Here is a 26,699-nt window from a genome sequence, read left to right on the forward strand (position 1 = left end):
CAGTTCTCGTTATTTCAAAATGGCGCTAACCTAGCATTTTTTACCGGACAGATCATGTTTTAGCGGTGGGAGAACTAATAGGTACGTTCCAAAATGCCCTTGTATAGCAAGGGATAGCGGCGCAAACGTTTGCCAATGTAATCATCGGCTAGAATTTGCGCACAGATTTGCTCTACATCGTTACTTGCTTCAAATACCCAATCAAAGCGCTCAATAGCTAGTAGAAAACCACGCTTGAGGAACTGTTGTTCACGATAGTAACTAAGGTTTTCGCGAATGATATCTAACTTATCTGGGTTAGATTTTAGCTCATTAATAACTTGGTTAATAAACGCTTGCTGTTGCTTTGACTCAGCTTTTACCCGTCGTTTCATTACTTCTTTACAGTTCCTGTTCTGCGATATAAAGCACTTTCTTTAAAAAGTCCTCTTTGTTCTTTTCATGTTGATAGTCAAGGTGATAAGTATTGTGAAAACCAAAGCGCAGTAACACGCCACTGCCTTTTAGATAGACCGTATAACCATCGATATCCGAAAAAGCGCAAATACCCTCATAAAGCTTTCCATCTTCATGGTCTTCACCGTGTTGTATGATTTTTTCATACACTGAGAGGATCAATTTACCGTCTAGTTCATTTTTCATGATAACTCCTTTTTGAAGTAATACGTTTCAGATCTATAAAAAGTTTAGTGCTATTTTATGTCGGTATTAATTGTGTTGTTGTATTTTTAAAACCTTACTTTGCGATAAATCAGTAAAATCACATTTAGATAGCAGATGTCGAAAATTTACAATATTTTCTCTTACCTTAAACTTAAGATAGATTTTATTTGAGGGACACACAATGAAATATAAGTTTATACCCCTGATACTACTAACAGGCTTGTTGCTTGTAAGCAAAAGCATATCAGCAAATACAGCTCCCCTGATGTTAGAAAATGAAGCGGGGAAAATAGTTAAACTTGACAGCTACTTAGGCAAGAAGCCCGTTTACTTAAAGTTTTGGGCGACTTGGTGCAAGCCATGTATGGAGCAAATGCCACATTTTCAGCATGCATATGAGCAATATGGCGATAAAATTCAATTTGTGGCTATTAATATTGATCTCAATGATGATGCAGACGCTGTTGCTAAGGTTAAAGAGCGTTTTTCACTTACTATGCCAATTTTTACTGATCACACAGGGCAAGTTGCTAAACATTATGAATTTATGGGCACCCCTTTTCATGTATTGATTGATAGTGATAAAAAGGTGATTTTTCAAGGCCACGAAGCTGATAAACCGCTTGATAACACATTACGTTTGTTATCACACAATGGCAAAGTTGATGAAGCGCGCTTATTAAATGAAAAGCAAGGCCAAGCCACTCCTTTGGTTATTCCGAACAAAGGAAAAAAAGCCGTATTATTTACCGCAACATGGTGCGACTGGTACTTAGCCGACACGCGCCCTGCAATGGCAAAACAGTGTGAATTAGCACAGCAACATGTTAATCAGTTGGCAGAGCAAGGAGTTGATGTCGAGGTTAAAGTGAGTCAGTTATGGACTGACCAAAGCGCAGTGCAAGAATATGTTGATAAATTCTCTGCAACCATGCCAGTTTCAATCGATTATGGTAATGATTTATTTATCGAAAATGGCATTAATTCGGTACCCAGTTTACTTCTCTACAACGACGGAAAATTAGTCTCTAAAAAAGCTAAATTTTAGCTAAAAAACGCTTAATTTTGCTTTGTAATTATGCAAATTTAGCCTATGCTCTAGGCTCATTACACAGTGAGCCTAGAGCATGATAGATAAGGCATTATTAGCAAAAACACGCGAGTTATCTGACCGATTAATCGCACTGCAAACACCCATTCGTATCCTTGATGCGATTAATTGGGATAAACAAATCAAAGAAGAGTTTTTTAAGCATAAGTGCCAAAAGAACCCAACAGTTGATCAAGCCTATTACCAACAGCGTGACCTTGGTTTTGTACCAAGTGAGTTACGTCGTGCGTTTTCTGATTTAAATCGCGATATCATCAGCCAGCTAGGGCAATTAAACCCAATTGCGCAATATATGAGCAAGATGTGTACTGAATATAAAACCGTACTCAGTATGATTGAATATCGTGGTACTCCTGAATTTCATGATTTGTCTGTTGAGTTGTTTGGTCATCCAAAAGATTTATTCCATGCTGGAGAGCCTTCACTTTCTGAACTTGCAACCATGCTTGAGCAGCCGCTAAAAAGCATGCTTGATGCTGATATCTTGCCAGATGATCCAAAAAACATTGATGCAGAAGATGCAGTAAAAATTTTAGCATCACAAGTAGCTCAAACGATGCCAGGCATTGATGTTGAGGTTATTCTGAGTGATGGTATTGTGAGTGATGCTGCGGCAGGTGCAAATAATATTAAACTTAATCAAGATGTTAAATTTTCTCAAAGAGAGCTAGATATTCTTGAGGTGCATGAAGGCTGGATCCATGTTGGGACCACGCAAAATGGTCTTGCACAGCCATATTTAACTTGCTTAAGTAAAGGCACTCCAAGCTCTACGGTCACCCAAGAAGGTCTTGCTGTCTTGACCGAAATTATTACCTTAAAGTCAACGCCGCGACGTTTAGCAAAATTAGTGAACCGTATTCAAGGTATTACTAAAGTCATTGATGGCGCAGAATTTGTTGATATTTATCGTGATTATGTAGCGCAAGGGTTGAGTAAAGACGAAAGCTATACACTTACTCAACGCGTGTTTAGAGGCAGCACAGCAACAGGCTTACCTTTTACCAAAGATATCGCCTACATCAAAGGTTTCGTGTTGGTGTATAACCTTATTCGGGTTGCCATTCAATTAGGCCGAATTGATCAATTGCACTTATTATTAGTCGGTAAAATCTCAATTGATGATTTCAGGCTGATATCGCAATTACATGATTTAGGTGTGATTGAAGACCCTAAATTTATACCACCACACTTTAAAGACTTACGAGGCCTAGCAACCTGGCTAAGCTTTGGCCGTTTTATTGGTAACTTGTCGTTTGAACAATTAGAAAACGACTACAAACCACTGTTTCTTTAAGCAAAAAAATGCAGCTGGAATGAGCAGCTGCATTTTAAGAGTTAAAGCATGTTGCCTTACATGCTTTTAGTCGAGGAAACGATTAACCGGTGAGTGCGTCAACCTGCACTACATCATTCAGTACGATAACTTCTGCACGTTTGAAGAAGTTAAAATCTGTTGCAGTTGCTAATGTGTAAGCACCCATCATACGGCTGATGATTAAATCGCCATTGTTTAATTTTGGTAGCATGATTGATTCACTTACTACGTCGATGCTATCGCAAGTCGGGCCTGCTAACACGGACTCAACACGTTCGTTTGATTGTTTAAACGAGTCGATAGGGTATGAGGCTTCATCAAACAATAAACCACTGAATGAGCCATAAATACCATCATCTAAATAGTACCAAGGCTTACCATCACGCACTGCTTGACCCATGACCGATGCAACACTGGTAACCGCACTGGCTACAATAAAGCGACCTGGTTCAGCAATTACGCGAACTGTCTCTGGTAACTGTGCTAAGGCATCATTGATTGGCGCACAAAATTCCTCAATTGGCAGCACGTCTTTGTTGTAAGGCACAGGGAAACCACCGCCAATATCAAGCGTACTAAGCGCAGGTAATCCTAATGCGGCTACGTCGTTAATCACTTGGTTACATGCAGCAATAGCAGTGACATACTTAGCCGGACTTGCTGTTTGCGAACCAACATGGAACGACAACCCTTTGATACGAATACCTAATTGTTGCGCGTAGCTAATGATTTCAATAGCCATTGCTGGGCTGCAACCAAATTTTTTCGATAAATCAGCGAATGCTTCCGCATTACGAAAACTTAAGCGAACAAGTAACTCAACCTGGTCTTTGTATGCAATGAACTTTTCTAGTTCGTTGATGTTATCTACCACAAACACATTGCAACCGTATTCAAGTGCATCACGGATATCACGATCACGTTTGATTGGGTGCGTGTGAATAGTACGGTCACTTGGTACGCCTTGGCTGGCGACTAAGTCAACTTCGCCGCTGGTTGCTAAATCAAAGCTGGCACCTTCTTCTAAAAGCGTACGAACAACCGCAGGATGAGGAAGTGGCTTTAATGCAAAGTGTAAAGCAACGCCAGGTAAAGCACGGCTTAATGCACGGTATTGATGACGAACAGATTCACAATCAAGCACCATTAATGGCGCGCCATGTTGTGCAACGAGTTGCTCAATAAATTGGTTTGAAGGTTGTGCTACTGGTTCGTTTGCTGCAACCGACGCTGCAGGTACTTTGATTGTTAAGTCTTGTGTAAGTGTTGAAATAGCCATTTTACTCTCCGGCAATTAAGCAACTGCTCGGAAAAAAATGGAAGTCCGAGTCAGTTGAGTGTTATTAAGCGCACAGTTTGTTCTGTGCAATCAAATACACTCTTGGATAGTTGCTCTATCGCCTTGCTACAAACAGGGTTCGTAATGTACTCGGATTGGCTATCATCAAGAAGCGGCGAGATAATAGATCTGCGTTTTTATTTGCGCAAGTGTTTTTTGATAATATTTTGAGTTATTTTTATGCAAAAGTTAGAGGCTGCTTAGTCGTTTTGAAAGAGTATTCCATATTCGTTTGTGTAAATTTCAAGCATTGCTTCTGCGTCGCTAGGATCGTTCATTTGCTGGTGGAGTTCTTTGATATAAGCAGCCATTTCTACCTTTTGCATATAATCATTTATAAGCGACATAGCTCGATAACCTTCTGTGTTTTTACTACATGTAAAAAAGCCATTTATAAATTCTGGGTATTCGGCAATACGTCTTGATGTGAGTTGGTTTAATTCATGAGCTGGAATGTGTACATCAAGTGTTTGTTTGTATGCAACGATGTAATCAATACGTTTGCTGAAAAGTAGGCGGCTTAATTGCAAAAACGCATTTTCACCGTAAATCGTTGCGACATTGAATTTTTTATCAGCGAAAATGCTATCAAGTTCGCGGTAACTAGTTGAGCCAACAATCCCAAAGCTAGCTTTGCTTTTTAGTAGCTCTGTAACAGAAACAGGCTCCGAACCTGACTTTAAGGTACTTTTAAGGGCGTATAAACGACGCTGTACATGCATGTACGTGGGTATCGTCGAAAATATCATAGCTTTCGATCGATTTTGGGTTTTGATGGCATTGTAAGTGCAACTAGCTTCGTTACCAGATAAGCGTTTTAATAACCGAGCATGATTTGTTATTTCGACATCTATATCGAATTCATCTGCAAGGGCTGGTTTGATTACAGCATTTAGGTGACGGTTGACACTATTTTTGTCAAATTCATTAGCAAAATATGCATGAGACAGAATTGTTAGCTTTGGCTTTTCTGTTGCCGTAGCAGTGTTTAGAGTAAATAAAATTACGATAAACCCAATTAGCCTCATACATAAACTCTTTTTAGTTATCGAGCATTGGTGCTCTCAAATATTTTGTCAGCTGATGCTGCAACAAAGCCAGTGTATAGCTCACCATCTGGTTTTTCGTAGCGCAAAGCAAACTCATAAAAACAACTTGGTACGGCAACAACACCATCGCTAAATTCAACTTCGCTGTCATCAGCAAGGGTTGAAGATTGCTCGAGTAATACCTCTGGTGAACCTTTGATTTCGCCGCCAGATGTATTTAGCGCAAAACCCGCATCTTTAAGTGCTTGGTTTACACTTTCGATATCATCGAATTTAGCCAACTCATTGATGCTCACCGTAAAGTGATTAGCACGGTAACCCCATGCTGACATCCATGCTGCATATTCACTTTCTGCGAGCAGTTTTTTGTAAGTGTCTGAACTTACTTGCCAGTGCGTACCAGAATACAGGAAATTATCGGCTGTAACAGCGTTTTCGTCAATCTGTGCAACCATGTCGTTGACAATCGTTTGCAGCTCTTCTGAACATTGCTCAACAAGTAATTCAGAAATGAAAACTTTAGGTTGCTTAGGATCTGAGTGTTCGAAGTGCTTTGCGTATAGTTTTTTCGCTTCGAAATGGTACTCGCCGCATTCTTTGTAGCCAACTGCTAAAAAGTGCGCAGCTAGTTTTTCTAACCCGATTTTTTCATGGTTAAAAGTACGTAAAGCAATGTGATCGTTAATCACGTCATCTTTTTGTGTTGAGCCAAGTAGCTCATGTACTTTTACCGCCGATGGCGTAACTGATAAATAGTTGTCCCATAGGTTTTCAAATAGGGCGTTTACATCTGTGTGCATGTTTAATTCCTTCAATTAAGGCGGCGAGGCCGCCAAACAATTATTCAATAATTAAGCCCGGCGCAAGGGTCTGTGGTAAGTTAACTTTTTCGGCTTCAACAGAAGCAACAGGGTATGCACAGTAGTCAGCAGCGTAATAAGCGCTCGCTCTGTGGTTACCACTGGCACCAATACCACCAAATGGGGCAGCGCTAGATGCGCCTGTAATTGGTCGGTTCCAGTTAACGATACCGGCACGAATACGTTTTAAGAAATGCTGGTAGTCATCGCTATCATCACTTAATAAACCAGCAGATAAACCAAATGAGGTGTTATTTGCTTCATTAATCGCGCTATCGAAATCTGTGTAGCGATAAACTTTGATAAGAGGACCAAAGTGCTCTTCATCAGGCATCTCTTTAACAGCCGTTACATCAATAATACCAGGGCTTACAAAACCAGTACCCGGTTCAAGATGCTTAAGTTCGACAAGAGAGGTTGCTCCCATATCAAGTAACTGCTGCTGAGCTGCAACCATACCTAGTGCTGCTTTTTCGCTGATCATTGCACCCATAAATGGTTGATCTTCGCTAAAGCTGTCGGCGACTTTAATTTGCTTTGTTGCAGCAATTAATTTTTCTAAAATTGCATCACCATTTGCCGAGTTTTCAATGAATAAACGACGAGAACAGGTACAACGTTGGCCAGAGGTGATGAAACCAGACTGAATAATGTCGTGAACAGCCGCACTTACATCTGCGACATCTTTTACGATCAGTGGGTTATTACCCCCCATTTCCAGCGCTAAAATTTTACCTGGGTGACCTGCAAATTGCTTATGTAATAGGTGACCTGTATTTGAGCTACCCGTAAAGAATAAGCCATCAATATCTTGATGAGAGGCAAGTGCAATACCTGTGTCTACTTCACCTTGCACAAGGTTGATGACACCGGCTGGTAAGCCTGCTTTAAGCCAAAGTTTTAAGGTGAATTCAGCAACATGTGGTGTTAGTTCTGATGGCTTAAATACAACGGTATTACCCGCTAAAATAGCTGGCACAATATGGCCATTTGGTAAGTGACCCGGGAAGTTATAAGGGCCAAACACTGCAACAACACCATGTGGCTTATGACGAATAAATGCTTTAGCGCCAGGCATTGGGTTTTCTGTGGTACCCGTACGTTCGTTATAGGCTCTGATTGAAATGGCGATTTTACCCGTCATTGCACCTACTTCAGTACGTGTTTCCCAAAGCGGTTTACCTGTTTCGCGGGCAATGATCGTTGCAAATTCTTCGCTATGCTCTTTAAGCTCTGCTGCAAAGTTTTCAAGAATAACGATACGCTCTTCAAGAGTCATATCAGCCCAGCCTAGCTGCGCACTACGAGCTGCTTTTATTGCATCAGCGACTTGTTCAGCTGTGGCTGTTTTACCTTGCCAAACAACCTCGCCATTACTTGGATTGATTGAACTAAAATCATGACCAAGGCCTGCTTGCCATTGGTTATCGATAAGTTGAGTTGTGACACTCATTTTAAACTCCTTAAGCGGTTACAAACGGAAAAACCGTGCTGCATCCCCTTGTTTTAATTTAAGTGCATCTGCCACTTCTTGGCTGACGATTAATGTGTGCTTAGCGTGGTTATAATGAGCATGCTTGGTGAATGTGGCTCTAAAATCATTCACGCCTTGGTTGCAAATAGCTAATGTATCTGAGCTTTGCTCATTGATATGCGCAAGCTCACCAATGCTGATAGGGCACACTTGTGACTCACGGACACTGCGAATATTGCCAAGCTTTGCTTCTACCGTTGGTCCTGCATCGAATAAGTCAACATAACCACGGTGCTCAAACCCTTCTTTTTCCAAAAGTTTAAGCGCAGGCTTGGTTTTTTCATGAACCTTACCAATCACAGCTTGTGCTTTTTTGCTCAGTAAGTTGGCATAAATAGGGTACTTCGGCATTAACTCGCTGATGAAGACTTTATCGCCTAAACCAACTAAATGGTCAGCCTGTGGGAACTCAATGCTAAAAAAGTGTTCTTGTAACCACTGCCAAAAAGGTGAATGGCCATCTTCATCACTTACACCACGCATTTCTGCGATGATGGTGTCAGCAAAACGCTCGCTATGCTGGGCCATAAATAAAAAGCGAGAACGCGATAAAAAGCGACCTGTTAAACCTTTGCGGTTTTGCTCACGTAAGAACAAGGTACAAATTTCAGAGCAACCAGTGTAGTCATTACACATACTCAGAATATCAACCGTGTTATATACATTGAGAGTAGGTGAATGGTGAACAGTTTTACCTTGGTGGTAATGATATAAAGGAACCGACATTCCTACAGCAGCTTCGATAGCCGTTGTGCCGATAACATCACCCGTTTTACTGTCTTCTAAAACAAATAAATAGGTTTCGTCTTGTGGTTTATTAATGTCTTTTGCAAAACTGCGTTCTGCGCGTTCAATTTTTTCTTGTAGTAAATTGTCGTCAACTGGTAACGAGGTAAAACCATGACCAGATTCAACAGCAATTTGTTTTAACGCAGCAAAATCATTTGCTGTTATAGGACGTAATACTTGCATTAAGTGCACTCCAATGGCGCATGCTTTAAGCATGCGCCTACTAGGATTAACCGTTTACAACGTCTGCAACCGCTTTTTCAAAGCGAGCTAACCCCTCTTTGATATCCTCTAATGGAATAACTAAAGATGGCGTAAAGCGCACAACGTTTGTACCAGCAACAAGGCTCATTAAACCGTGCTTAGTGCTTGCTACTAGGAAATCACGTGCACGGCCTTCAAATTTGCTGTTAAGTACTGCACCTAATAATAGACCTTTACCACGTACTTCACTAAATACGTCGTATTTTTCGTTGATTGCAGCAAAGCCATCGCGTAACAGCTGTTCGCGCTCTTTAACACCGGCTAGTACTTCTGCTGTGTTAACAGTATCAAAAGCAGCTTCAGCTACCGCACATGCAAGTGGGTTACCGCCGTAAGTAGAACCATGTGTACCTACTTTTAAATGCGCTGCAATGCTTGCTGTTGTGATCATCGCACCAATTGGGAAACCACCGCCTAACGCTTTTGCTGTTGTTAGGATGTCTGGTGTTACATCTAAGCCTTGGTATGCGTATAAATCACCTGTACGGCCAACACCTGTTTGTACTTCATCAAAAATAAGTAAAGCATTGTGTTTATCACATAATGCGCGAACACCTTTGATAAAATCGCTCGTTGGCGAAATGATACCGCCTTCACCTTGTAGTGGTTCCATCATTACGGCACAGGTGTTGTCACTGATAAGTGCTTCAAACGCAGCTAAATCGTTATAATCACAGTGATCAACAGCAGCAGGCTTAGGACCAAAACCGTCTGAATAAGCCGCTTGACCACCTACGGTAACAGTGAAGAATGTACGACCGTGGAAACCTTTGTTAAACGCGATGATTTGGTTCTTTTGCTCGCCGTGTACATCTAATGCCCAACGACGCGCTAATTTTAATGCCGCTTCGTTCGCTTCTGCACCTGAGTTTGCAAAATATACTTTATCTGCAAATGTAGCGTCAGTTAACTTTTTAGCTAGGCGAAGCGCAGGTTCGTTTGTCATTACGTTTGATAAGTGCCAAATTTTTTCGCCTTGCTCTTTTAGGGCATTGACAAGCGCTGGGTGACAATGGCCTAAACAATTAACGGCAATACCACCTGCAAAATCGATAAATTCTTTACCGTTTTGATCCCAAACACGTGAGCCTTCACCGCGAACAGGAATAACCTCTGATGGGTTGTAGTTTGGTACCATTACGTCGTTAAAAAGTTCTCTTGTTACTTGCATTTATTACACCTAAATCTGGCTTAGTATGAAAAAAGTTAAATTGCAAAAAATAGGTCAGTTAAGCCGTTCCTGCCTAATTAAGCACGATGAGATTATTTTTCTTATCTATTTTTCTTATTATCTGGGTTAGGAACTTAAATTTGCAGTGCTATTTTGTGAAAAATGACTAAAATAAAAAGCAAATTAACGAAAAGAGTAGTCAAAGTGATAACTTCACAAGATGAAAAACTATTAGCTATCTTAAGAACCAACGCGCGTGCGAGTATTTCAGACCTAGCGAGGGCGCTTAACTTATCGCGCTCAACAGTTCAAAGCCGAATGTTAAAATTAGAAGAAACAGGGGTGATCAAAGGCTACAGCGTAGACTATGGAGATGCTTATTTGAGCCAAATGGTATCAGCCCACGTTTCGATTAAAGTGAAACAAAAATTGACCACTAAAACGAACCTTGAACTAAAGCAGATTGATGCTATTTCACAGCTCTATGCAATTAGCGGTGAATTTGATTTGATCGCCGTTGTGCAAGCTCAAAACCTTGAAAAGTTAAGCCACTTGTTAGATGACATTGGTAACCTAGATGGTGTTGAGCGAACAACGTCGTCGGTGATTTTAGAAACGAAGTTTAAGCGTTAACCTTTGATTTAGTTTTTGCCTATAGAACTTAATTTGTATCAGCTTGAGGCGCTTTGCGGATGACCTTCTTTTCGACTTCATCAAGCTTTATAACATAGGCATTACCACCAATGCCTTTAAACTCTTCGTCTGTAAAAACAATCGTGTTGTCATCGTAAAAAGTGATGGCTTCTTTTTGCGTAACAATACCTAAGTCAATACGTGATACATCACCAGAAAAAAACTTATCACCCCGAAAGTTCTCAAATAACCAAATACTGGTGGAATCTAGCAGAACCAACTTAGTTCTATCTGGGCTAAGCGCCGCGGAAGTGATCCAACAAAGCTTTTCCATGGTGGTGCAAGTTTTGAACGAATCAATTAATTCAGCATCAAAATTAGCTGCATGATCGCCAACTTTGTAAACTTTAGTAATGCCATCAAATGGCTCAGTACGATTTTTGGTAAATAGATACAAATGTCGCCCTAAGGCTACAAAGGCTTCTAAATCAAAATTTCGCTGATCAGGTTGGATGGGGCGGCCATCCATTTCGGGGTATGTAAACTTGATAATCTCTGCTTCAGTGGTGTCGCCTTTAATATCGATTGGATTTTCGATTTTATAAATGGTTAACCATTTTCGGTCGTTTTTGTTATTGCCAAAATCACCCAAAAAGAAATGACCAAATTTATTTTGCGTCATATCTTCCCAATCAATGTTTTTAGCATTGGTTACCAAGATTTCTTTTGCAATAGACCCGTCTTGATTAAGGCGGTAAAGTTTTGGCTCGTCGCCACTGTCGTTTATGGCCCAAAGTCGATTAAATTTATCAAATTCAATCCCTGAGATTTCTTTGACTTTGGGGTCTACAGACAATCTTTTCTTACTATAGAGAGTGTAAATAGATGAACCAATGAGTAGGCTAGTGATCGCGAAGGAAACTAAAAAAATGGTTAATAGGCTTTTTTTTAACATCAACTGGGTAAAAGTACAGATTAATAGCTGGGATTATAGCGGTTTATGCTATTTTTGTATATTCCAAACACCACGGCCGGTGGCTGATATAAAGTTTAAGTTATCTTGCAAAACTTTGTGCCCCACATTTAAAGATGACTCTGGGTGACTTATCAAATAACCTTGAATACTGTTGATACCCATAGATTTTACCAATTCAAATTGTTTTACATCTTCAACACCTTCAGCCACGACTTTTAAACCGAGCTTAGCACCTAGCTCGCTCACAGAGTGCATTATTTTATGGTATTTAGCGTTATCTTTAGCTTGCGATACGAATAGACGATCTAATTTAATAACATCAATTGGAAGATCTGCAAGCGTACTTAACGAGCTAAAGCCAGTCCCAAAGTCATCAATTGCGATAGTAATACCTTCTGCACGCAATTGTTCGAGTGTTTGAATAATCTTATTGCTTGCTTCAATAAAAGTAGATTCAGTGATTTCAAGCATTAATGCGTGGGCAGGGAGGCCTGTTTTTGATAGTTTATCCATAACCCAATCATAGATATTGCAATGCTTTAACTGTACTCCTGAGATATTTACAGATATTTTAACTTTTCTCATACCTGCGTTGTACCATGCCGACATTTGCCTACATGATTCGAGCATTATCCAGTCTCCAAGTTCTAGAATAATATTCGACTCTTCTGCGATCGGAATAAACTCCTCAGGAGAAATAAGTCCTTCTTTTGGGTGCTCCCACCTAACAAGCGCTTCAAAATAATCAATGGCGCAGTCATCAACATCAACAATAGGTTGAAACGATAAATGAAAATTTTCGCTTGCAATTGCAAGACGCATTTCGTCAAGTAAATAATGATATCGCCTAATTTTCTTGCCCATATCAGGTGAATAGACTTTAAAAATGCCTCGACCATCGGTTTTTGCTCTATACATAGCAACATCAGCCATCTGTAACAGTGATTGTGGTGTGGCTGCACTATCTGGGTAAACCGCAATGCCTATACTTGCACTAATTTTTATTAGTTTATTACCTAAAACGAAGTCACGTTCTATTTCGTGTAAAACATTTTGCGCTACATCTAAGGCTCTATTTTTACATTCTTTAAGGTCAATAAATATCGAAAATTCATCACCACCTAGTCTGGCTAAGTTTTGATCAAGTTGGCTCGTCGGAGATAAGTTAGATAACTTATGGTGTCGCATTATGCTACTTAAGCGTGATGCGACTTGCATTAGAATTTCATCTCCAAAACTATGACCAAAAGAATCATTTACTTGTTTAAAGCCATCTAAGTCGATAAAAAGTAATGCGCAACGATATTTTTGTCGCTCTGCGATTCTAAGTTGTTTGGCTAAATGCTCTATGTATGCGTGGCGGTCAAGCAGGTGAGTGAGCTTATCTTGAAATATACTTATTTCAGACTCTTTAGTGTAGTTAGTGATATGCTTGCTAAGAGCGTCATAGTTGACGCGGAGTTGCTCAATATGCGGTTGTTTAGCTGTAGAGCTGGTAGCTAAGTTGAGACTTTTAAGTAAATCAGATGCTTGAGTATTAAGCAATTTGAGAGTGTAACTCTCATTTCGAGTTTGTACTCTTATATTTACTATCCAGCTTACAGCCATTATCAATAATAATAGTATAATTATATTTATTGGAGCTAACAGTGTAGATAATATTACATCTGATGAAAGTGCCGCGATAGTCAGCCCTTGCTCAGAATTTATTACTATATAGGTTTCATTCTCTTTTATTATTATGTTTTGCCCACTTAATAAAATATTATACCAAGCCGTTTTTGTTATCTGCGATTCTACCCCAGTTAAATAGTGCAGCTCTATTCCGCTATCAATATAATTTAAATCATTAATTTTTTTTGTTAATAAGATACTCATCCCATAAGCGAAAGCAATTATAGTAATAATAATCGTGAATGAAGTTCGTATTGCATTTGTCATCTAGAGTACCATTTTGGTGCATTTTTATAAGTTGTGCTCACCTTTATAATGTCAGTAATTATATTGTTACAGATAAGTTAGCAAAAGCGTTTTATTGATAATGGTGTTTAGATTGGTACAAAATGTGAAAATTCACATCGTTTAGAGTATAAGCTCTATTTGTGGGGTGGTAGTGAGCTAATAATATTCGCTTAGCGTTCACGATGTAAAATAAATTTACTTCACTGGAAAAACGTCCGGTTTTAAATTTTTAAAAGGTTTTTATTTTTATTTTAAAGCTGGGTCTGATGTTGGTTTGATAACTAGTTTTAAATTTTAAATTTACGATTTTGTACTTATTGTTTTTGTCTTTCTGCTTGGGTAGTTTTTAAATAAGTTAATTGGGTAGTAAAAATTAACGGTTGGTTTTGCTTTGTTTTGTAGGTATTTTCTGGAAGGAATAACGATTTATATATGTCTCATATAGATTTATATAATTTACCTTACAGAAACAATGTAATTTATTTTTGTAAATTATATGCTTATATTTTTACGAAATGAAATAGTGTCTTTTTAGTGTTTTTGCTCTAATTGTTCACTTCAATTTAATTCACTTTACCCAACCCAATTTGTTATCTACTTTTTATAAGTCATTACGAGAGTAGATAAAACATACTGAAATTAAAGTGTATTTTATCATCAACTTGGTTCAGTTATTGCTCGTAATAATACAGCAATATGATTGTTGTAATTTTTGTTTAATTTACGCACTATCTTGGTGCGAAAAATAAACAGTTGCACTGTCATAATGCGTAAATATAGGTTTGATTTACTTAATGAACTTGATGATTTGGTAATCAAGTTTATGAAACCTGGAACGCACAGCCTCCGCTTATAGAGTCGTTGAATGCGGTACTGTGGCAAGGATTAATTTACCAATTGGTTGAATTGGAGCCCACTATGCTAAGCAAACGTTTTTTTAAAACTAAAGACGAAACCGAAGTTACTTTTGAATTTAAGCATCCTGATGCTGAAGATGTGCAATTAGTTGCGGAGTTTACAGATTGGCAGCCTGTGCCAATGAAGTTCAATAAAAAAGAGCAAGTTTTCAAATGCAAGCAGCGTTTACCACTTGATCAAGAGTTTCACTTCCGTTATCTAATCAATGGCGAGACATGGGACAACGACCACCAAGCTGATGGTTATATTCCTAACGGTTTTGGTACTGATAACAGCATTGTTAATACCCAGCGCGCTTAGGTGTTTTGATGCACTCACTATCTCAGTTATATTACCTGCATGGCATAGGCTATGAATATACTAAATACACTGGTGAGCATGTTATTTTCGATGAAAGTACACGCAAGCAGGCGCTTAGTTGTTGCGGTATAAATACCCAAGATTCTGATGTAATAAACCAACTTAATTTTGCATTAGATGCAGGTACTTGGCTGAACTTGTTGCCTCATACAAGCATTATTGAGGCACACCATCCAATTTTGAAAGTACGCGTTGATGAGCGTTTATTAACACGCTCATGTACTCTAAGCGTGCCTTCGCTTGATATTCATTTTACTTGTGAAAACTTGCAAGGTTTAGCTGTACTAGGTGATTACGGCCTAAACGGCATTCGTTATCTTGAGCTTGCATTGCCAGTTCCTGAAATGCCAATCGGTTACCATGATGCACTCATTACAGTGGCAGATCAGCAAGCTTACAGTCAGCTATGGATCACACCTAAAGAAAGCTTTTCTATTGATGATAAAAAGCGTTTGGGCTTATCCATTCAGCTTTATAGCTTATGCAATGAAGAGGGGTTAGGAATTGGTGATTTCGCTGATTTAACAAAACTTATTAAAGCAGCCGCGACTAACAATATGGATTATGTGTTGCTTAATCCGCTGCATTTACTGTTTGAACACAGTCCTGAGAGGGCGAGTCCTTATAGTCCAAATAGCCGAGCGTTATTGAACCCGTTGTATATTGCTGTGTCATTATGCGAAGACGCCAAAAATAATAATGCACTTGATAAATTATTGGCAAATAAACCGCAAACCGATGCGACTTACATTGATTATACATCGGTTAGTGATTTTAAATATCAAGTGTTTAGCTGTTTATATCAACAATTTTGTGAGTTTGCTTCAGAAGAGCGAAAACAGCAGTTCGCTCGTTTTTGTGAAACCCATAAACACAGCTTGTCGACCATGTTGGTTGGCGACCGTGATTATGCTAGCTATTTACAATGGCAAGCTCACCTTCAATTAAATATCTGCCAGCAAGCTGCCCGTGATAGCGGTATGGCAATTGGCCTTATTAATGACTTAGCCGTTGGCTGTGCAGGTGATGGCAGTGAGTTCAAAAGCCAAAATGAGCTATTTGCCGAAAATGCTCATGTTGGAGCTCCGCCAGATCCTTGGGCTGAACATGGTCAGAATTGGGGTTTGCCTGTACTGAATCCACAAAAGTTAAGTAAAGACAACTTTGCTTTTTATCGCTCACTTATCCGGGCCAATATGGAAGATGTGGGTGGTCTTAGAATTGACCATGTAATGGCAATTCGCCGTCTTTGGTGGTGTTTTGAGAATAATTCCCAGCAAGATGGTTGTTATGTTTATTATCCGTTTGAACAGTTATTAGCAGTGCTTAAAATTGAATCTCATCTTAATCAATGCGTCGTAATTGGTGAAGATTTAGGTGTGGTACCTAATGAAGTGCGTGAAGCATTAAAAGCAAGTGCAATCTATTCAAATGGGTTGTTCTACTTTGAAAAAGATTATCAAGGCGAGTTTTTAGCGGCTGAGCATTTTGCGCCTCATAGCCTTTTAATGATAGCCAACCATGATGTACCACCATTCAAAGGCTGGTGGATTGGCCACGATATTACGATTAAACAACAATATGGTTTGCTTGATGATGAGCAAACTCGGGCTCAATTCGATGCGAGAAACATTGAAAAGCATCGTATGCTTAATTTTATCGCACGAGAGTCACACCAGCATTTATCGTTAGAAACAGATGCCTTTACGGTTTATGAAGCGTTGGCATCCTCATTAGCGGCAGCACCAGCAAAGCTATTTACTATTCAAATAGATGACTTAGACCAGCAAATACTGCCTGTAAATATCCCCGGTACTGATAAAGAGTACCCAAATTGGCGGCGTTTATTGTCGCGTCCAGCTGCGCAGATTATCGAAGCGCAACAGTCATTCTTAGCCAATTTAATTTCGATAAGGAATCAATAATGAGAAGTCGTGTTCGTCAAGAGCAAAGTGCACAATCTGTTATTTATCAAAAACAAATCGATGCATTAGCCAGTGGTTGTTTTAGAGATCCTTTCAGCTTTCTTGGGGCGCATAAAAGTGGCCCTACAAGCTATGAAATTCGTTGCTTTTTGCCTGGCGCAAGCAGTGTTTCGATTCTGCTTGGCACAGAAAAAATCGTTGCGCAGCAACAAGGTGATAGTCATTTATTTGTCGCAAATATCAAATCAAAAACGAAACCTGACTACCAGCTGGATGTTAGCTATAGCAATGAATTTACTCATCAACAATATGATGAGTACAGCTTTGAAAGCAGCTTAGATGAACAGGCAATGTATCTGTTTAATGAAGGCAGTTTAGAGCATGCTTATCAACATTTTGGTGCACATTTTGTGACTCAACAAGGGGTTGATGGTGTTCGCTTTACAGTGTGGGCGCCGAATGCCAGTAGTGTATCGGTTATTGGTGAATTTAATTATTGGCAGCGTAATCGTCATTTTATGCGTTTTCATCCTGCCAGTGGGGTATGGGAGTTATTTATTCCTGGGCTTAAAGAGCATCAATGCTATAAATTTGCTATCACCACTCTAACAGGAGAAGTGCTTGATAAAGCCGATCCATTTGCGTTTAAGATGCAACAAGCACCGGGTACTGCGTCAGTACTGCAAAAGCTAAAAACGGGTATTCAGCTTTCTGAAAGGGCGTTAGCAAATCGTGCAAAACGAAACAGTGTTGATGCGCCTGTTAGTATTTATGAAGTGCATGCGGGTTCTTGGCAAAGACGGGATGACGGCGAGCGCTATCTCACATGGCGTGAACTTGCTGATAATCTTATTCCTTACACAAAAGAGCTTGGCTTTACGCATCTACAACTAATGCCAATCAGCGAGTACCCATTTGATGGTTCTTGGGGTTATCAACCCGTTGGATTATTTGCCCCGACCAGTCGCTATGGCAGCTTTGAAGATTTTGTTTACTTTGTCGAGCAATGTCACGAAGCAGATATTGGTCTCATACTGGACTGGGTACCTGGTCATTTCCCAAGTGATCCTCACGGTTTACATCGTTTTGATGGCACCCATTTATACGAACATGCCGATGTTAGACAAGGTTTTCACCCTGATTGGAATACCTATATCTACAATTATGATCGCGCAGAGGTTCGTAGCTTTCTGATTGCGAATGCAATGTACTGGCTACATGAATTTGGTATTGATGGCTTACGTGTGGATGCGGTTGCTTCAATGCTTTATTTAGACTACAGCCGTGAAGAAGGGCAGTGGGTTGCAAATCAATACGGCGGCAGAGAAAACTTAGGCGCTATTGAGTGCTTAAAACAAGTCAATATGCGCTGCTATGCAAAAAATCCGGGCATTATGATGGTGGCTGAAGAGTCAACTGCGTGGCCGGGTGTTACGCGCCAAGTTGACCATGATGGTTTAGGTTTTGGTTATAAGTGGAATATGGGGTGGATGAATGACAGTTTGCATTATATGCAGCGCGATTCCCTTTACCGTTCGCATCACCACCACGAAATGACCTTTTCGATGGTTTACGCCTACAGCGAGAACTATATTTTACCGCTTAGCCATGATGAAGTGGTGCATGGTAAAGGCTCATTAATTGAAAAAATGCCAGGGGACGACTGGCAAAAGTTTGCAAACTTACGTGCATATTATGCCTTTATGTGGGCGCATCCAGGTAAAAAATTATTGTTTATGGGTGCTGAAATCGCCCAGCGTAAAGAGTGGAATCACGACCAATCGCTTGATTGGCATTTACTTGAGCATATTAGCCACAGTGGCATGCAGCAAACGATTAAAGATTTAAATGCTGTATACACTAGTACGCCAGCTTTATACGAGCAAGATACCAGCCCAGCGGGCTTCGCGTGGCTCGACAGCAACAATGCTGAGCAAAGTATGTTTAGCTTTATTCGCTATGCAAAGAAAGCAGAAGATTTTGTGGTAGTGATTTGTAATTTAACGCCACAGGTGTATCACGACTACGTGATAGGTGTGCCAAAAGCTGGCACTTATCAAGTTATTTTGAACACAGATAAAGCGAACTATTTTGGTTCTGGCGTTGAAGCAACTAGTCACGCAGAGCAAATCATCGTAAGCCAAGCGATTGAAAGCCATGGCTTTAATCAAAGCATCAGTGTGTCTTTGCCTGGTCTTGCGACAATTTACCTTAAGAAGGTGAGCGATGAGTCATAGTGTTGAACTCGAAGTTGGGGTGAGCTCGCCTTTAGGGGCATCTGTTGTTGGTGAGGGCGTAAACTTTGCTGTGTACGCACCACAAGCACAACATATGTCTTTGTGCTTATTTGATAGCAGTGGTCATTCAGAAATTCTCACCCTAGCGATGCATATGAACGAGGGCGGTATCTGGACACTAAAAGTGAGTCCTCTGAAAAGTGGCGCCTTGTATGGCTTTCGCGCTGATGGTGAGTACGCACCCGAAAAAGGACTATTTTTTAATAATCACAAATTGCTGTTAGACCCTTATGCGCGTGATTTTTATGGCGAGTTTACGTGGAGTGAACGTCACTATGGGCAAATGCCTGTAGGAAAGTTAAGCCAGGTTAACAATGCTATTGATATGCCAAAATCTCGAGTCCGGGAGCTGTCACCTTACACAGGTAAAAAGCCGAACCACAGCTGGGGTAAAACGGTTATTTACGAATGTCATGTAGTTGGTGCAACCTGTCGTCATCTTGAGATCCCAAAATCGTTACAAGGTAAGTTTTTAGGTTTAAGCCATCCTAGCTTTATTGAGCATTTACGCACTATTGGGGTGACTTGCCTAGAATTATTACCTATTCATGCATTTATCAGCGAGCAGTTTCTAACCGCTAAAGGTTTACAAAATTACTGGGGCTACAACACGCTTAACTTCTTTACTCCGCATAAAGAGTATCTCGTTAATGATGATATTAGTGAGTTTCAAGAAATGGTGGCAGCGCTTCACAAAGCGGACATAGAAGTAATACTCGACGTGGTTTATAACCACACTGCAGAGGCGGGCACAGATGGGCCTATTTTATCATTACGTGGCTTAGACAATTTAGGTTATTACCGCACTGTTGCTGATAAACCGCAGCATTATATTAATGATACCGGCTGTGGTAACACGGTAAATATTGATTCGCCTCGTTCTTTACAGCTGGTACTTGATAGCTTGCGTTATTGGGTTGAAGTGATGGGGGTCGATGGTTTTCGTTTTGACTTAGCAACCATTTTAGCGCGTAACCCGAATGGTTTTAATCAGGCGCATGCGTTTTTCCAAGCGATTAATCAAGACCCAGTATTAAGCCAAGTTAAACTCATTGCAGAGCCTTGGGATATAGGCCCAGGAGGTTACCAATTAGGGGCTTTTCCGGCACCGTGGCGTGAATGGAATGATAAATATCGCGATACGATAAGACGCTTTTGGAAACAAGAACAGGGCGTAATTGGTGAGCTTGCAAAACGTTTACATGGTTCGTTTGACTTGTTTGAGCATAACCTACGTGGGCCACTTAACAGTATCAATTTTATCACTAGTCATGATGGCTTTACGCTTGCTGATTTAGTTAGTTACGAGAATAAACATAACGAAGCCAATGGCGAGCAAAATCGTGATGGACACAGTGACAATCACTCATTCAATTGTGGCGTTGAAGGGTTTACCAATGACCCACAAGTGAGCAAATTACGCTTACAGCAACAAAAAAATATGCTGTTAACTTTGTTGCTTTCTAAAGGCGTGCCTATGCTTTCATTAGGAAGCGAAATGGCACACTCACAAGGTGGTAACAACAACGCCTATTGTCAAAACAATCGCACAAGTTGGCTTGCATGGAAAGACTCACAATTTAGTCATCCTCTTACACGTTTTATTGACGATGTTTTGCGCATTCGTAAGCAGTTCAGCATTTTTAAACACCGCTTTTTTGTTCACGACAATGACCCGCGTTATGACGTCGCGTGGTTCACTGAATCAGGCTCCAATATGCAACAAGACGATTGGCATCAAGGCGATCGCCAGGTGCTGATATACAGCCTGACTGACAAGCACACAAATCAAGCTTTATTGATCATATTAAATGCAGGATCAGAGCCTGTAACTTGCCAACTTCCTAACTTAGATAAAGGAAAATGGCAGTTAGCGCTGACCAGCATTCATCCAATGTCAACTCAGTTTGTTGACAAGGAACACGAGATTGCTGCAATGAGCAGCTGGGTTTTTACCGCCAATTCAGAGGATCTTAATCATGGCTAAAAATGCCGATCAAGTATGTGTTGTTAAGGGCTGGCAGGATGCGCCTACAGTTGATGAAAGTACTTTAGACGATGATTTATCACGCCATTTTTATTACACCCTTGGACGTGACAAAGTAGGTAAATCACAACTGTATTTATACCATGCATTAGCATTAACTATTCGTGACCGATTAGTTGCTCGTTGCCGAGTAACAAAACAGCAAATTCATGAACAAAAACGCCGTAAAACAGCTTACTTGTCTCTTGAATTTTTAATGGGCCGCGCCCTTGGCAATGCGATTTTAAACTTAGATTTAGATGAGCAAGTAGCTAAGGCGTTGCAAGAATACTGCACCGAACTTGAGCAAGTTGCGGAGGCTGAGCATGATGCAGGTCTAGGTAATGGTGGCTTAGGGCGCTTAGCTGCATGTTTTTTAGATAGCTGTGCAAGTCTTGCATTACCAGTGGTTGGCTATGGTATTCGTTATGAATATGGCATGTTTAATCAAGCTATTGAAAATGGTCATCAAATTGAACAACCAGATAATTGGTTACGTGAAGGGCACCCGTGGGAGCTGAGTGCGCCTGAGCAATCAAAACGCGTAAAATTCTTCGGTCATGTTGAAAGCTATACTGATAAACAGGGTCGTGAGCACCGTCAATGGCTAGATTCTCATGATGTTTTAGCTGTGCCTTATGATGTGCCGATTCCGGGTTACAAGAACGATATTGTAAACACCCTACGTTTATGGAAATCAGAAGCCACTGACGAATTTGATTTAAGCGAGTTCAATGCGGGTAGTTACTCAGAAGCTGTAGCGCGTAAAAACTTAGCTGAACAAATCACAATGGTACTTTACCCAAATGATAGTAGCGAGAACGGTAAAGAGCTACGTTTACGTCAGCAATACTTCTTATCATCGGCGAGTTTACAAGACATCATTGATACCTGGGTTAGCAAACATGGCGAAGACTTCTCTGACTTTGCTGATTACCATGTTTTTCAATTAAACGATACGCACCCAAGTATTGCTGTTGCTGAGCTTATGCGTATTTTGGTTGATGAGTATGAGCTAGATTGGCAAGAAGCGTGGTCTATCACGACTAAGACCATGGCTTATACAAACCACACTTTACTTCCTGAAGCATTAGAGAAGTGGTCAGTATCTTTATTTGCCCGATTACTACCGCGTATCTTAGAAATTATTTATGAAATCAATGCGCGTTTCTTAGCCGAAGTTGCGTTAGCTTGGCCTGGTGATGTTGAAAAACAGCGTGCACTGTCACTGATCGAAGAAGGCCCTGAGCCGCAAATTCGCATGGCATATTTAGCGATTGTGGGTAGTTATTCGGTTAATGGTGTGGCTGCACTTCACACTGAGCTGCTTAAAGCTGGCTTATTTAACGAGTTTTATCAGCTATGGCCAGATAAATTCAATAATAAAACCAATGGTGTAACACCGCGTCGTTGGTTAGCACATTGTAACCCAGAGTTGGCTAAACTGCTTAATCAACACATTGGTGATGAATGGGTTGCTGACTTTAGCAAAATTAGCCAGTTACGCCGTCTATATGACGACCCTAAATTCCATAATCAATGGCAAGCTGTAAAGCACACTAATAAGCAACGCCTTGTTGAATTAGTAAAAAACCGCTGTGGTGTACAGTTTGACGCAGAAATGATGTTTGACGTGCAAGTTAAACGTATTCACGAATATAAGCGTCAGCTATTAAACGTACTGCACGTTATTCACCTTTACGATCGTATTCGCCAAGGCGATACAGCAAACATTGTTCCTCGTTGCGTGCTACTGGGCGGTAAAGCTGCACCAGGTTACTACATGGCGAAGAAAATTATTAAATTAATTAATAACGTAGCAGAAGTGATCAATAAAGATCCGCTTGCTAAACCGTATTTAAGAGTTGCTTTTTTACCAAACTACAACGTAACAGCCATGGAAACTATTTGCCCAGCAACTGATTTATCTGAGCAAATTTCTACAGCAGGTAAAGAAGCATCTGGCACAGGTAACATGAAGTTCATGATGAACGGTGCTTTGACTATAGGTACGTTAGATGGCGCTAACATTGAAATTCGTGATGCAGTGGGTGCTGATAACTTCTTCTTATTTGGTGCACGTGCAGAGCAAATTGACGATATCAAAGCACACTATAATCCTGAGCAGATTATTCACCAAACTGACAGCCTCTATAAAGTAATGCAATTACTTGAGAGCGGTCATTTTAACCTGTTTGAGCCTAATTTATTTGACGACATTATTGCGGCGATTAAGAGCCCGCACGATCCATGGTTAGTCGCTCATGATTTTGCCAGCTTTGTAGAAGCGCAAGAGCAAGTTGAACAAGCCTACTTAGATACTGCTCACTGGACAAAAATGAGTATTTTGAATACTGCAGCCAGTGGCATGTTTTCGAGCGATAGGACCATTAGTCAATACAGTGACGACATCTGGCATTTGGAGCCATTAATGGATACTAGTGCACAGCAAAACACACAGAAGAAAAGCAGCTAGCTTAAGACGGAGAGAGTTATGCCAAGTTATGCAAACCGATATATAAGTAGTTTAACAAGAGAAACGTATGCCCTCATCCTAGCAGGAGGGCGAGGTTCACGTTTACATGAATTAACAGACTGGCGTGCTAAACCAGCAGTCTATTTTGGTGGTAAACACCGAATCATCGACTTTCCACTGTCGAACTGTATAAATTCAGGTATTCGTCGAGTTGGTATTGCTACTCAATATAAGTCGCACTCGTTAATTCGTCACGTAAATCGTGCATGGGGCCATTTCAAAAAAGAATTGGGAGAATCAGTTGAAATACTTCCTGCCTCTCAGCGAAATGGAGATGACTGGTATTGTGGTACAGCTGATGCGGTATTCCAAAATATGGATATTATCCGCCATGAGCTGCCTAAGTATGTGATGATCCTCTCGGGTGACCACGTTTATTGTATGGACTACGGTGGTTTGTTGGCTAAACACGTTGAGACAGGTGCTGATATGACGGTATGTTGTATTGAGGTACCTTGCGAAGAAGCTGCAGATACATTTGGTGTAATGACAGTTGATGAAAGCAATCGTGTTCGTCGTTTTGATGAAAAACCTGCTGAGCCTACTTCTGTGCCTGGTAAGCCAGGGACCTGTTTAGCATCAATGGGTAACTATATTTTCAATACTGAGTTCTTATTTGAACAATTGAAAAAAGACGCAGAAACTGAAGGTTCTGGCCGAGATTTCGGTCACGATATTATCCCTGCTATCATCGAAGAGCATAACGTATTTGCCTATCCGTTTAGAGATGTACATGATGGTCAGCCATACTGGCGCGATGTTGGTACACTTGACTCATTCTGGGAAGCCAACATGGAGCTGGTAATGCCACAGCCACAGCTTGACCTTTATGATCCAAAATGGCCAATTTGGACTTATCAAGAGCAGTTACCACCTGCTAAATTCATTTTTGATGATGATGACAGACGTGGTATGGCTGTTGATTCAACAGTATCAGGTGGCTGTATTATTTCTGGTTCTAAAGTTAAGAAGTCACTACTTTTCTCGAATGTATATGTTCATTCATTCTGTGAAATCGAAGAATCAGTGATATTACCAGGTGTTAAGATCAACCGAAATTGTAAGATTAGGCGTGCTATTATTGACCGTAACTGTGAGATCCCCGAAGGACTTGAAATCGGTTACGATAACAAAGTCGACAAAGAAAATGGCTTTAGAGTCTCGAAAAAAGGGATTGTGCTGGTCACTCGTGATATGTTGAATGAGCTTGCAAAGAAGTTAGAGCAACAAGAGCAAGATAATAAACGCCTTGCTTAAGCAATCGCGCTAAGACAAAAAGGGAGGGCATGTCCCTCCTTTATTTATATTTGAATAATACCAGTTTGCTTAATTAAGTATTATTGCCAATTGGTATAAAAGTTTTATGGAGTACTGCAAAGCATGCATGTATTGATGGTAGCTGCAGAGAATGATGCATTACCGAATGCAAAAGTCGGTGGTGTAGCGGATGTTGTTAGAGATTGCCCTAAAGCGTTAGTAGAAAAAGGCCTTAGTGTTGATGTGGTGATCCCAGATTATGGCTTTGAGTATTTAGAGCGGCATCACATAGGTGTAGTGCACGTGCCCTTTGCAGGTCATATGCAAAAACTGGATGTGTGGAAGCTTGCTAAAAGTGAAGAAGGTATAACGCAACTGCTTATTTCTAATTGGGAATTTAGCCGCCATAACGGCGCTGTTTATTGTAATGATGAACCGGGCCGTCCGTTTGCAACCGATGCAAGTAAGTTTGCTCTTTTTAACGCTGCTGTTTGCGAAGCCTTATTACAAGGGCTTATTCGCACGCCGGATGTTGTTCACTTACATGATTGGCACAGTGCTTGTGTTGCTCTATTACTTAAATCAGATAGCCGCTATAGAAAACTAGCGCACTTATTTTTAGCTTACACAGTACATAACCTTGCATTGCAAGGGATACGTCCTTTCAAAGGTGATAGCTCAAGCCTAGAAGCCTGGTTCCCAAGTTTAGGTTATAACGGCGAAAGGTTATGCGATCCGCGCTATTTTGATTGCTTTAACCCAATGCGTACTGCTATTAACCTGGTTGATAAAGTACACCTTGTTTCGCCAACTTATTGCCAAGAAGTACTGCGTCCAAGTGATGCTGAAAAAGGCTTTTTTGGTGGTGAGGGACTTGAAGCTGACTTGCAGGCTGCCTATGAACAAGGGCGTGTAGTGGGCATTCTTAATGGTTGCGAGTACCCAGGAATGAAGCTTGAAGACATCAGCTTAGCGAGTCTTTATCAACATGCCGAAAATGCGTTATTTCAATGGATGGCAAAAAGCCCAGTATTAGATTCAAGCTATTACATAGCGCATCAACGATTACTTCAATTTAAAACACGGCCGTTTTCTGGGCCATTAGTAACCAGTGTGGGTCGTTTAACGGACCAAAAAGCACTGTTACTTCGTCAGCCTTATGATAAAGGGCTTGTATTAGATGAGTTATGTCAGCGTTTAAAACAACATAACGGCTACATGATTATTTTAGGCTCAGGGGATACTGAACTTGAGCACATCATGACATCAGTTATGGCACGTCAAGATAACCTGCTATTTTTAAAAGGTTATGCGCATTATGTTGGTGAATACATGTACCACTTAGGCGATTTATTTTTAATGCCAAGTTCATTTGAGCCGTGCGGTATTAGCCAGATGTTAGCAATGCGAGCAGGACAGCCGTGCTTAGTACATGGTGTAGGTGGTTTACGTGATACAGTAGAACATCATGTGAGTGGTTTTAGTTTCCAAGGCGAGAGTTTGGCATCACAAAGCTACGAACTTGTTACTAGTTTTAGTGATGCGCTTGAGCTTAAAAAATCGCAACCAGAAAAATGGTGCTCAATATGTGAACAGGCAAGAAATGCCCGTTTTACGTGGCAATCCGTTGCAGAAGGCTATTTATCTGGCTTATATCAATAAAAAGTAAGTGATTCATGGTAATTAGGTGACTTTTTTACCAATTTCAGCT

The 26,699-nt window shown here is 40.5% G+C and carries 20 protein-coding genes; 10 read left to right on the plus strand and 10 right to left on the minus strand.

The genetic code is table 11. The annotated features are described in order from the left end of the window. Positions 1–74: 74 nt before the first annotated feature. Together NO991_RS02210 and NO991_RS02215 are read right to left on the minus strand one after the other, a co-directional pair. On the minus strand, positions 75–374 hold the full coding sequence (locus NO991_RS02210; RefSeq protein WP_054554529.1) for a hypothetical protein: 300 nt from the start codon (positions 372–374) through the stop codon (positions 75–77). Positions 375–381: 7 nt separating this feature from the next. Continuing rightward, entirely contained in the window at positions 382–642 is a 261-nt protein-coding gene (locus NO991_RS02215) for a DUF3081 domain-containing protein (protein WP_054554528.1), read from the minus strand. Between the two features lie 202 nt (positions 643–844). On the opposite strand from NO991_RS02215, the gene NO991_RS02220 reads away from it, so the two are divergent. Both NO991_RS02220 and NO991_RS02225 read left to right on the plus strand, forming a co-directional pair. Next, on the plus strand, positions 845–1,711 hold the full coding sequence (locus tag NO991_RS02220; RefSeq protein WP_082389329.1) for a thioredoxin family protein: 867 nt from the start codon (positions 845–847) through the stop codon (positions 1,709–1,711). A gap of 79 nt (positions 1,712–1,790) precedes the next feature. Beyond that, positions 1,791–3,071, plus strand: a complete 1,281-nt coding sequence (locus tag NO991_RS02225) for a flavohemoglobin expression-modulating QEGLA motif protein (RefSeq protein WP_166340802.1) — start codon at positions 1,791–1,793, stop codon at positions 3,069–3,071. 82 nt (positions 3,072–3,153) lie between these two features. Here the strand turns inward: NO991_RS02225 and NO991_RS02230 are convergent, their stop codons facing one another. From NO991_RS02230 to NO991_RS02255, 6 genes are all read right to left on the minus strand, one after another. Further along, positions 3,154–4,371, minus strand: a complete 1,218-nt coding sequence (locus tag NO991_RS02230; protein WP_188728802.1) for a type III PLP-dependent enzyme — start codon at positions 4,369–4,371, stop codon at positions 3,154–3,156. Positions 4,372–4,631: 260 nt separating this feature from the next. Continuing rightward, positions 4,632–5,459: a hypothetical protein gene (locus NO991_RS02235; protein ID WP_300362263.1), complete on the minus strand. Its 828-nt coding sequence runs from the start codon at positions 5,457–5,459 to the stop codon at positions 4,632–4,634. A 17-nt stretch (positions 5,460–5,476) separates the two neighbouring features. Next, positions 5,477–6,280, minus strand: coding sequence for a DUF1338 domain-containing protein (locus NO991_RS02240; protein WP_138599460.1), 804 nt, complete (start codon positions 6,278–6,280; stop codon positions 5,477–5,479). A 40-nt stretch (positions 6,281–6,320) separates the two neighbouring features. Then, positions 6,321–7,793 carry a succinylglutamate-semialdehyde dehydrogenase gene (gene astD, locus NO991_RS02245; RefSeq protein WP_235374021.1) on the minus strand — a complete coding sequence of 491 codons (1,473 nt, stop codon included), beginning with the start codon at positions 7,791–7,793 and terminating at the stop codon, positions 6,321–6,323. Between the two features lie 18 nt (positions 7,794–7,811). Beyond that, complete coding sequence (gene astA / locus NO991_RS02250) at positions 7,812–8,846, minus strand: arginine N-succinyltransferase (protein WP_054554521.1); 1,035 nt, start codon at positions 8,844–8,846, stop codon at positions 7,812–7,814. Positions 8,847–8,892: 46 nt separating this feature from the next. Next, positions 8,893–10,098: an aspartate aminotransferase family protein gene (locus NO991_RS02255; RefSeq protein WP_138616543.1), complete on the minus strand. Its 1,206-nt coding sequence runs from the start codon at positions 10,096–10,098 to the stop codon at positions 8,893–8,895. A gap of 204 nt (positions 10,099–10,302) precedes the next feature. Between NO991_RS02255 and NO991_RS02260 the strand changes: the two genes are divergently transcribed. Further along, positions 10,303–10,731, plus strand: coding sequence for an Lrp/AsnC family transcriptional regulator (locus NO991_RS02260; protein WP_054554593.1), 429 nt, complete (start codon positions 10,303–10,305; stop codon positions 10,729–10,731). A 28-nt stretch (positions 10,732–10,759) separates the two neighbouring features. Here NO991_RS02260 and NO991_RS02265 read toward each other — a convergent pair whose 3' ends face one another. Together NO991_RS02265 and NO991_RS02270 are read right to left on the minus strand one after the other, a co-directional pair. After that, positions 10,760–11,686, minus strand: coding sequence for a hypothetical protein (locus NO991_RS02265; protein ID WP_300362255.1), 927 nt, complete (start codon positions 11,684–11,686; stop codon positions 10,760–10,762). Between the two features lie 48 nt (positions 11,687–11,734). Further along, positions 11,735–13,648 (minus strand): putative bifunctional diguanylate cyclase/phosphodiesterase, encoded by a 1,914-nt coding sequence (locus NO991_RS02270; protein ID WP_371351635.1) that lies wholly within the window; start codon positions 13,646–13,648, stop codon positions 11,735–11,737. A 939-nt stretch (positions 13,649–14,587) separates the two neighbouring features. Here NO991_RS02270 and NO991_RS02275 point away from each other — a divergent pair. The 7 genes from NO991_RS02275 (at position 14,588) to NO991_RS02305 (ending at position 26,650) form a co-directional block, all read left to right on the plus strand. After that, the gene (locus NO991_RS02275) at positions 14,588–14,887 is read left to right on the plus strand and encodes an isoamylase early set domain-containing protein (RefSeq protein WP_054551968.1); all 300 of its coding nucleotides are present in this window, start codon (positions 14,588–14,590) and stop codon (positions 14,885–14,887) included. A gap of 8 nt (positions 14,888–14,895) precedes the next feature. Then, positions 14,896–16,872, plus strand: a complete 1,977-nt coding sequence (gene malQ / locus NO991_RS02280; protein ID WP_300417217.1) for a 4-alpha-glucanotransferase — start codon at positions 14,896–14,898, stop codon at positions 16,870–16,872. Next, positions 16,872–19,109, plus strand: coding sequence for a 1,4-alpha-glucan branching protein GlgB (gene glgB / locus NO991_RS02285; protein ID WP_300542476.1), 2,238 nt, complete (start codon positions 16,872–16,874; stop codon positions 19,107–19,109). The genes malQ and glgB overlap by 1 nt, the downstream gene beginning before the upstream one ends. Beyond that, positions 19,099–21,156 (plus strand): glycogen debranching protein GlgX, encoded by a 2,058-nt coding sequence (gene glgX / locus NO991_RS02290; RefSeq protein WP_371351636.1) that lies wholly within the window; start codon positions 19,099–19,101, stop codon positions 21,154–21,156. The genes glgB and glgX overlap by 11 nt, the downstream gene beginning before the upstream one ends. Then, entirely contained in the window at positions 21,149–23,671 is a 2,523-nt protein-coding gene (locus tag NO991_RS02295; protein WP_371351637.1) for a glycogen/starch/alpha-glucan phosphorylase, read from the plus strand. The genes glgX and NO991_RS02295 overlap by 8 nt, the downstream gene beginning before the upstream one ends. Positions 23,672–23,689: 18 nt before the next feature. Then, positions 23,690–24,988, plus strand: a complete 1,299-nt coding sequence (gene glgC / locus NO991_RS02300) for a glucose-1-phosphate adenylyltransferase (RefSeq protein WP_054551973.1) — start codon at positions 23,690–23,692, stop codon at positions 24,986–24,988. Positions 24,989–25,111: 123 nt separating this feature from the next. Further along, the gene (locus NO991_RS02305; RefSeq protein WP_235373694.1) at positions 25,112–26,650 is read left to right on the plus strand and encodes a glycogen synthase; all 1,539 of its coding nucleotides are present in this window, start codon (positions 25,112–25,114) and stop codon (positions 26,648–26,650) included. The last annotated feature ends 49 nt before the right edge of the window (positions 26,651–26,699 follow it).

Origin of the sequence: Pseudoalteromonas sp. DY56-GL22, from assembly GCF_041414715.1 — a bacterium.
GTDB classification, from domain to species: Bacteria; Pseudomonadota; Gammaproteobacteria; order Enterobacterales; family Alteromonadaceae; genus Pseudoalteromonas; species Pseudoalteromonas simplex.

Excerpts from the sequence above, each read along its gene's own strand:
- NO991_RS02210 (WP_054554529.1), bottom strand. The coding sequence starts at position 374 with ATGAAACGACGGGTAAAAGCTGAGTCAAAGCAACAGCAAGCGTTTATT.
- NO991_RS02215 (WP_054554528.1), bottom strand. The coding sequence starts at position 642 with ATGAAAAATGAACTAGACGGTAAATTGATCCTCTCAGTGTATGAAAAA.
- NO991_RS02220 (WP_082389329.1), top strand. The coding sequence starts at position 845 with ATGAAATATAAGTTTATACCCCTGATACTACTAACAGGCTTGTTGCTT.
- NO991_RS02225 (WP_166340802.1), top strand. The coding sequence starts at position 1,791 with ATGATAGATAAGGCATTATTAGCAAAAACACGCGAGTTATCTGACCGA.
- NO991_RS02230 (WP_188728802.1), bottom strand. The coding sequence starts at position 4,371 with ATGGCTATTTCAACACTTACACAAGACTTAACAATCAAAGTACCTGCA.
- NO991_RS02235 (WP_300362263.1), bottom strand. The coding sequence starts at position 5,459 with ATGAGGCTAATTGGGTTTATCGTAATTTTATTTACTCTAAACACTGCT.
- NO991_RS02240 (WP_138599460.1), bottom strand. The coding sequence starts at position 6,280 with ATGCACACAGATGTAAACGCCCTATTTGAAAACCTATGGGACAACTAT.
- astD (WP_235374021.1), bottom strand. The coding sequence starts at position 7,793 with ATGAGTGTCACAACTCAACTTATCGATAACCAATGGCAAGCAGGCCTT.
- astA (WP_054554521.1), bottom strand. The coding sequence starts at position 8,846 with ATGCAAGTATTACGTCCTATAACAGCAAATGATTTTGCTGCGTTAAAA.
- NO991_RS02255 (WP_138616543.1), bottom strand. The coding sequence starts at position 10,098 with ATGCAAGTAACAAGAGAACTTTTTAACGACGTAATGGTACCAAACTAC.
- NO991_RS02265 (WP_300362255.1), bottom strand. The coding sequence starts at position 11,686 with ATGTTAAAAAAAAGCCTATTAACCATTTTTTTAGTTTCCTTCGCGATC.
- NO991_RS02270 (WP_371351635.1), bottom strand. The coding sequence starts at position 13,648 with ATGACAAATGCAATACGAACTTCATTCACGATTATTATTACTATAATT.
- NO991_RS02275 (WP_054551968.1), top strand. The coding sequence starts at position 14,588 with ATGCTAAGCAAACGTTTTTTTAAAACTAAAGACGAAACCGAAGTTACT.
- malQ (WP_300417217.1), top strand. The coding sequence starts at position 14,896 with ATGCACTCACTATCTCAGTTATATTACCTGCATGGCATAGGCTATGAA.
- glgB (WP_300542476.1), top strand. The coding sequence starts at position 16,872 with ATGAGAAGTCGTGTTCGTCAAGAGCAAAGTGCACAATCTGTTATTTAT.
- glgX (WP_371351636.1), top strand. The coding sequence starts at position 19,099 with ATGAGTCATAGTGTTGAACTCGAAGTTGGGGTGAGCTCGCCTTTAGGG.
- NO991_RS02295 (WP_371351637.1), top strand. The coding sequence starts at position 21,149 with ATGGCTAAAAATGCCGATCAAGTATGTGTTGTTAAGGGCTGGCAGGAT.
- glgC (WP_054551973.1), top strand. The coding sequence starts at position 23,690 with ATGCCAAGTTATGCAAACCGATATATAAGTAGTTTAACAAGAGAAACG.
- NO991_RS02305 (WP_235373694.1), top strand. The coding sequence starts at position 25,112 with ATGCATGTATTGATGGTAGCTGCAGAGAATGATGCATTACCGAATGCA.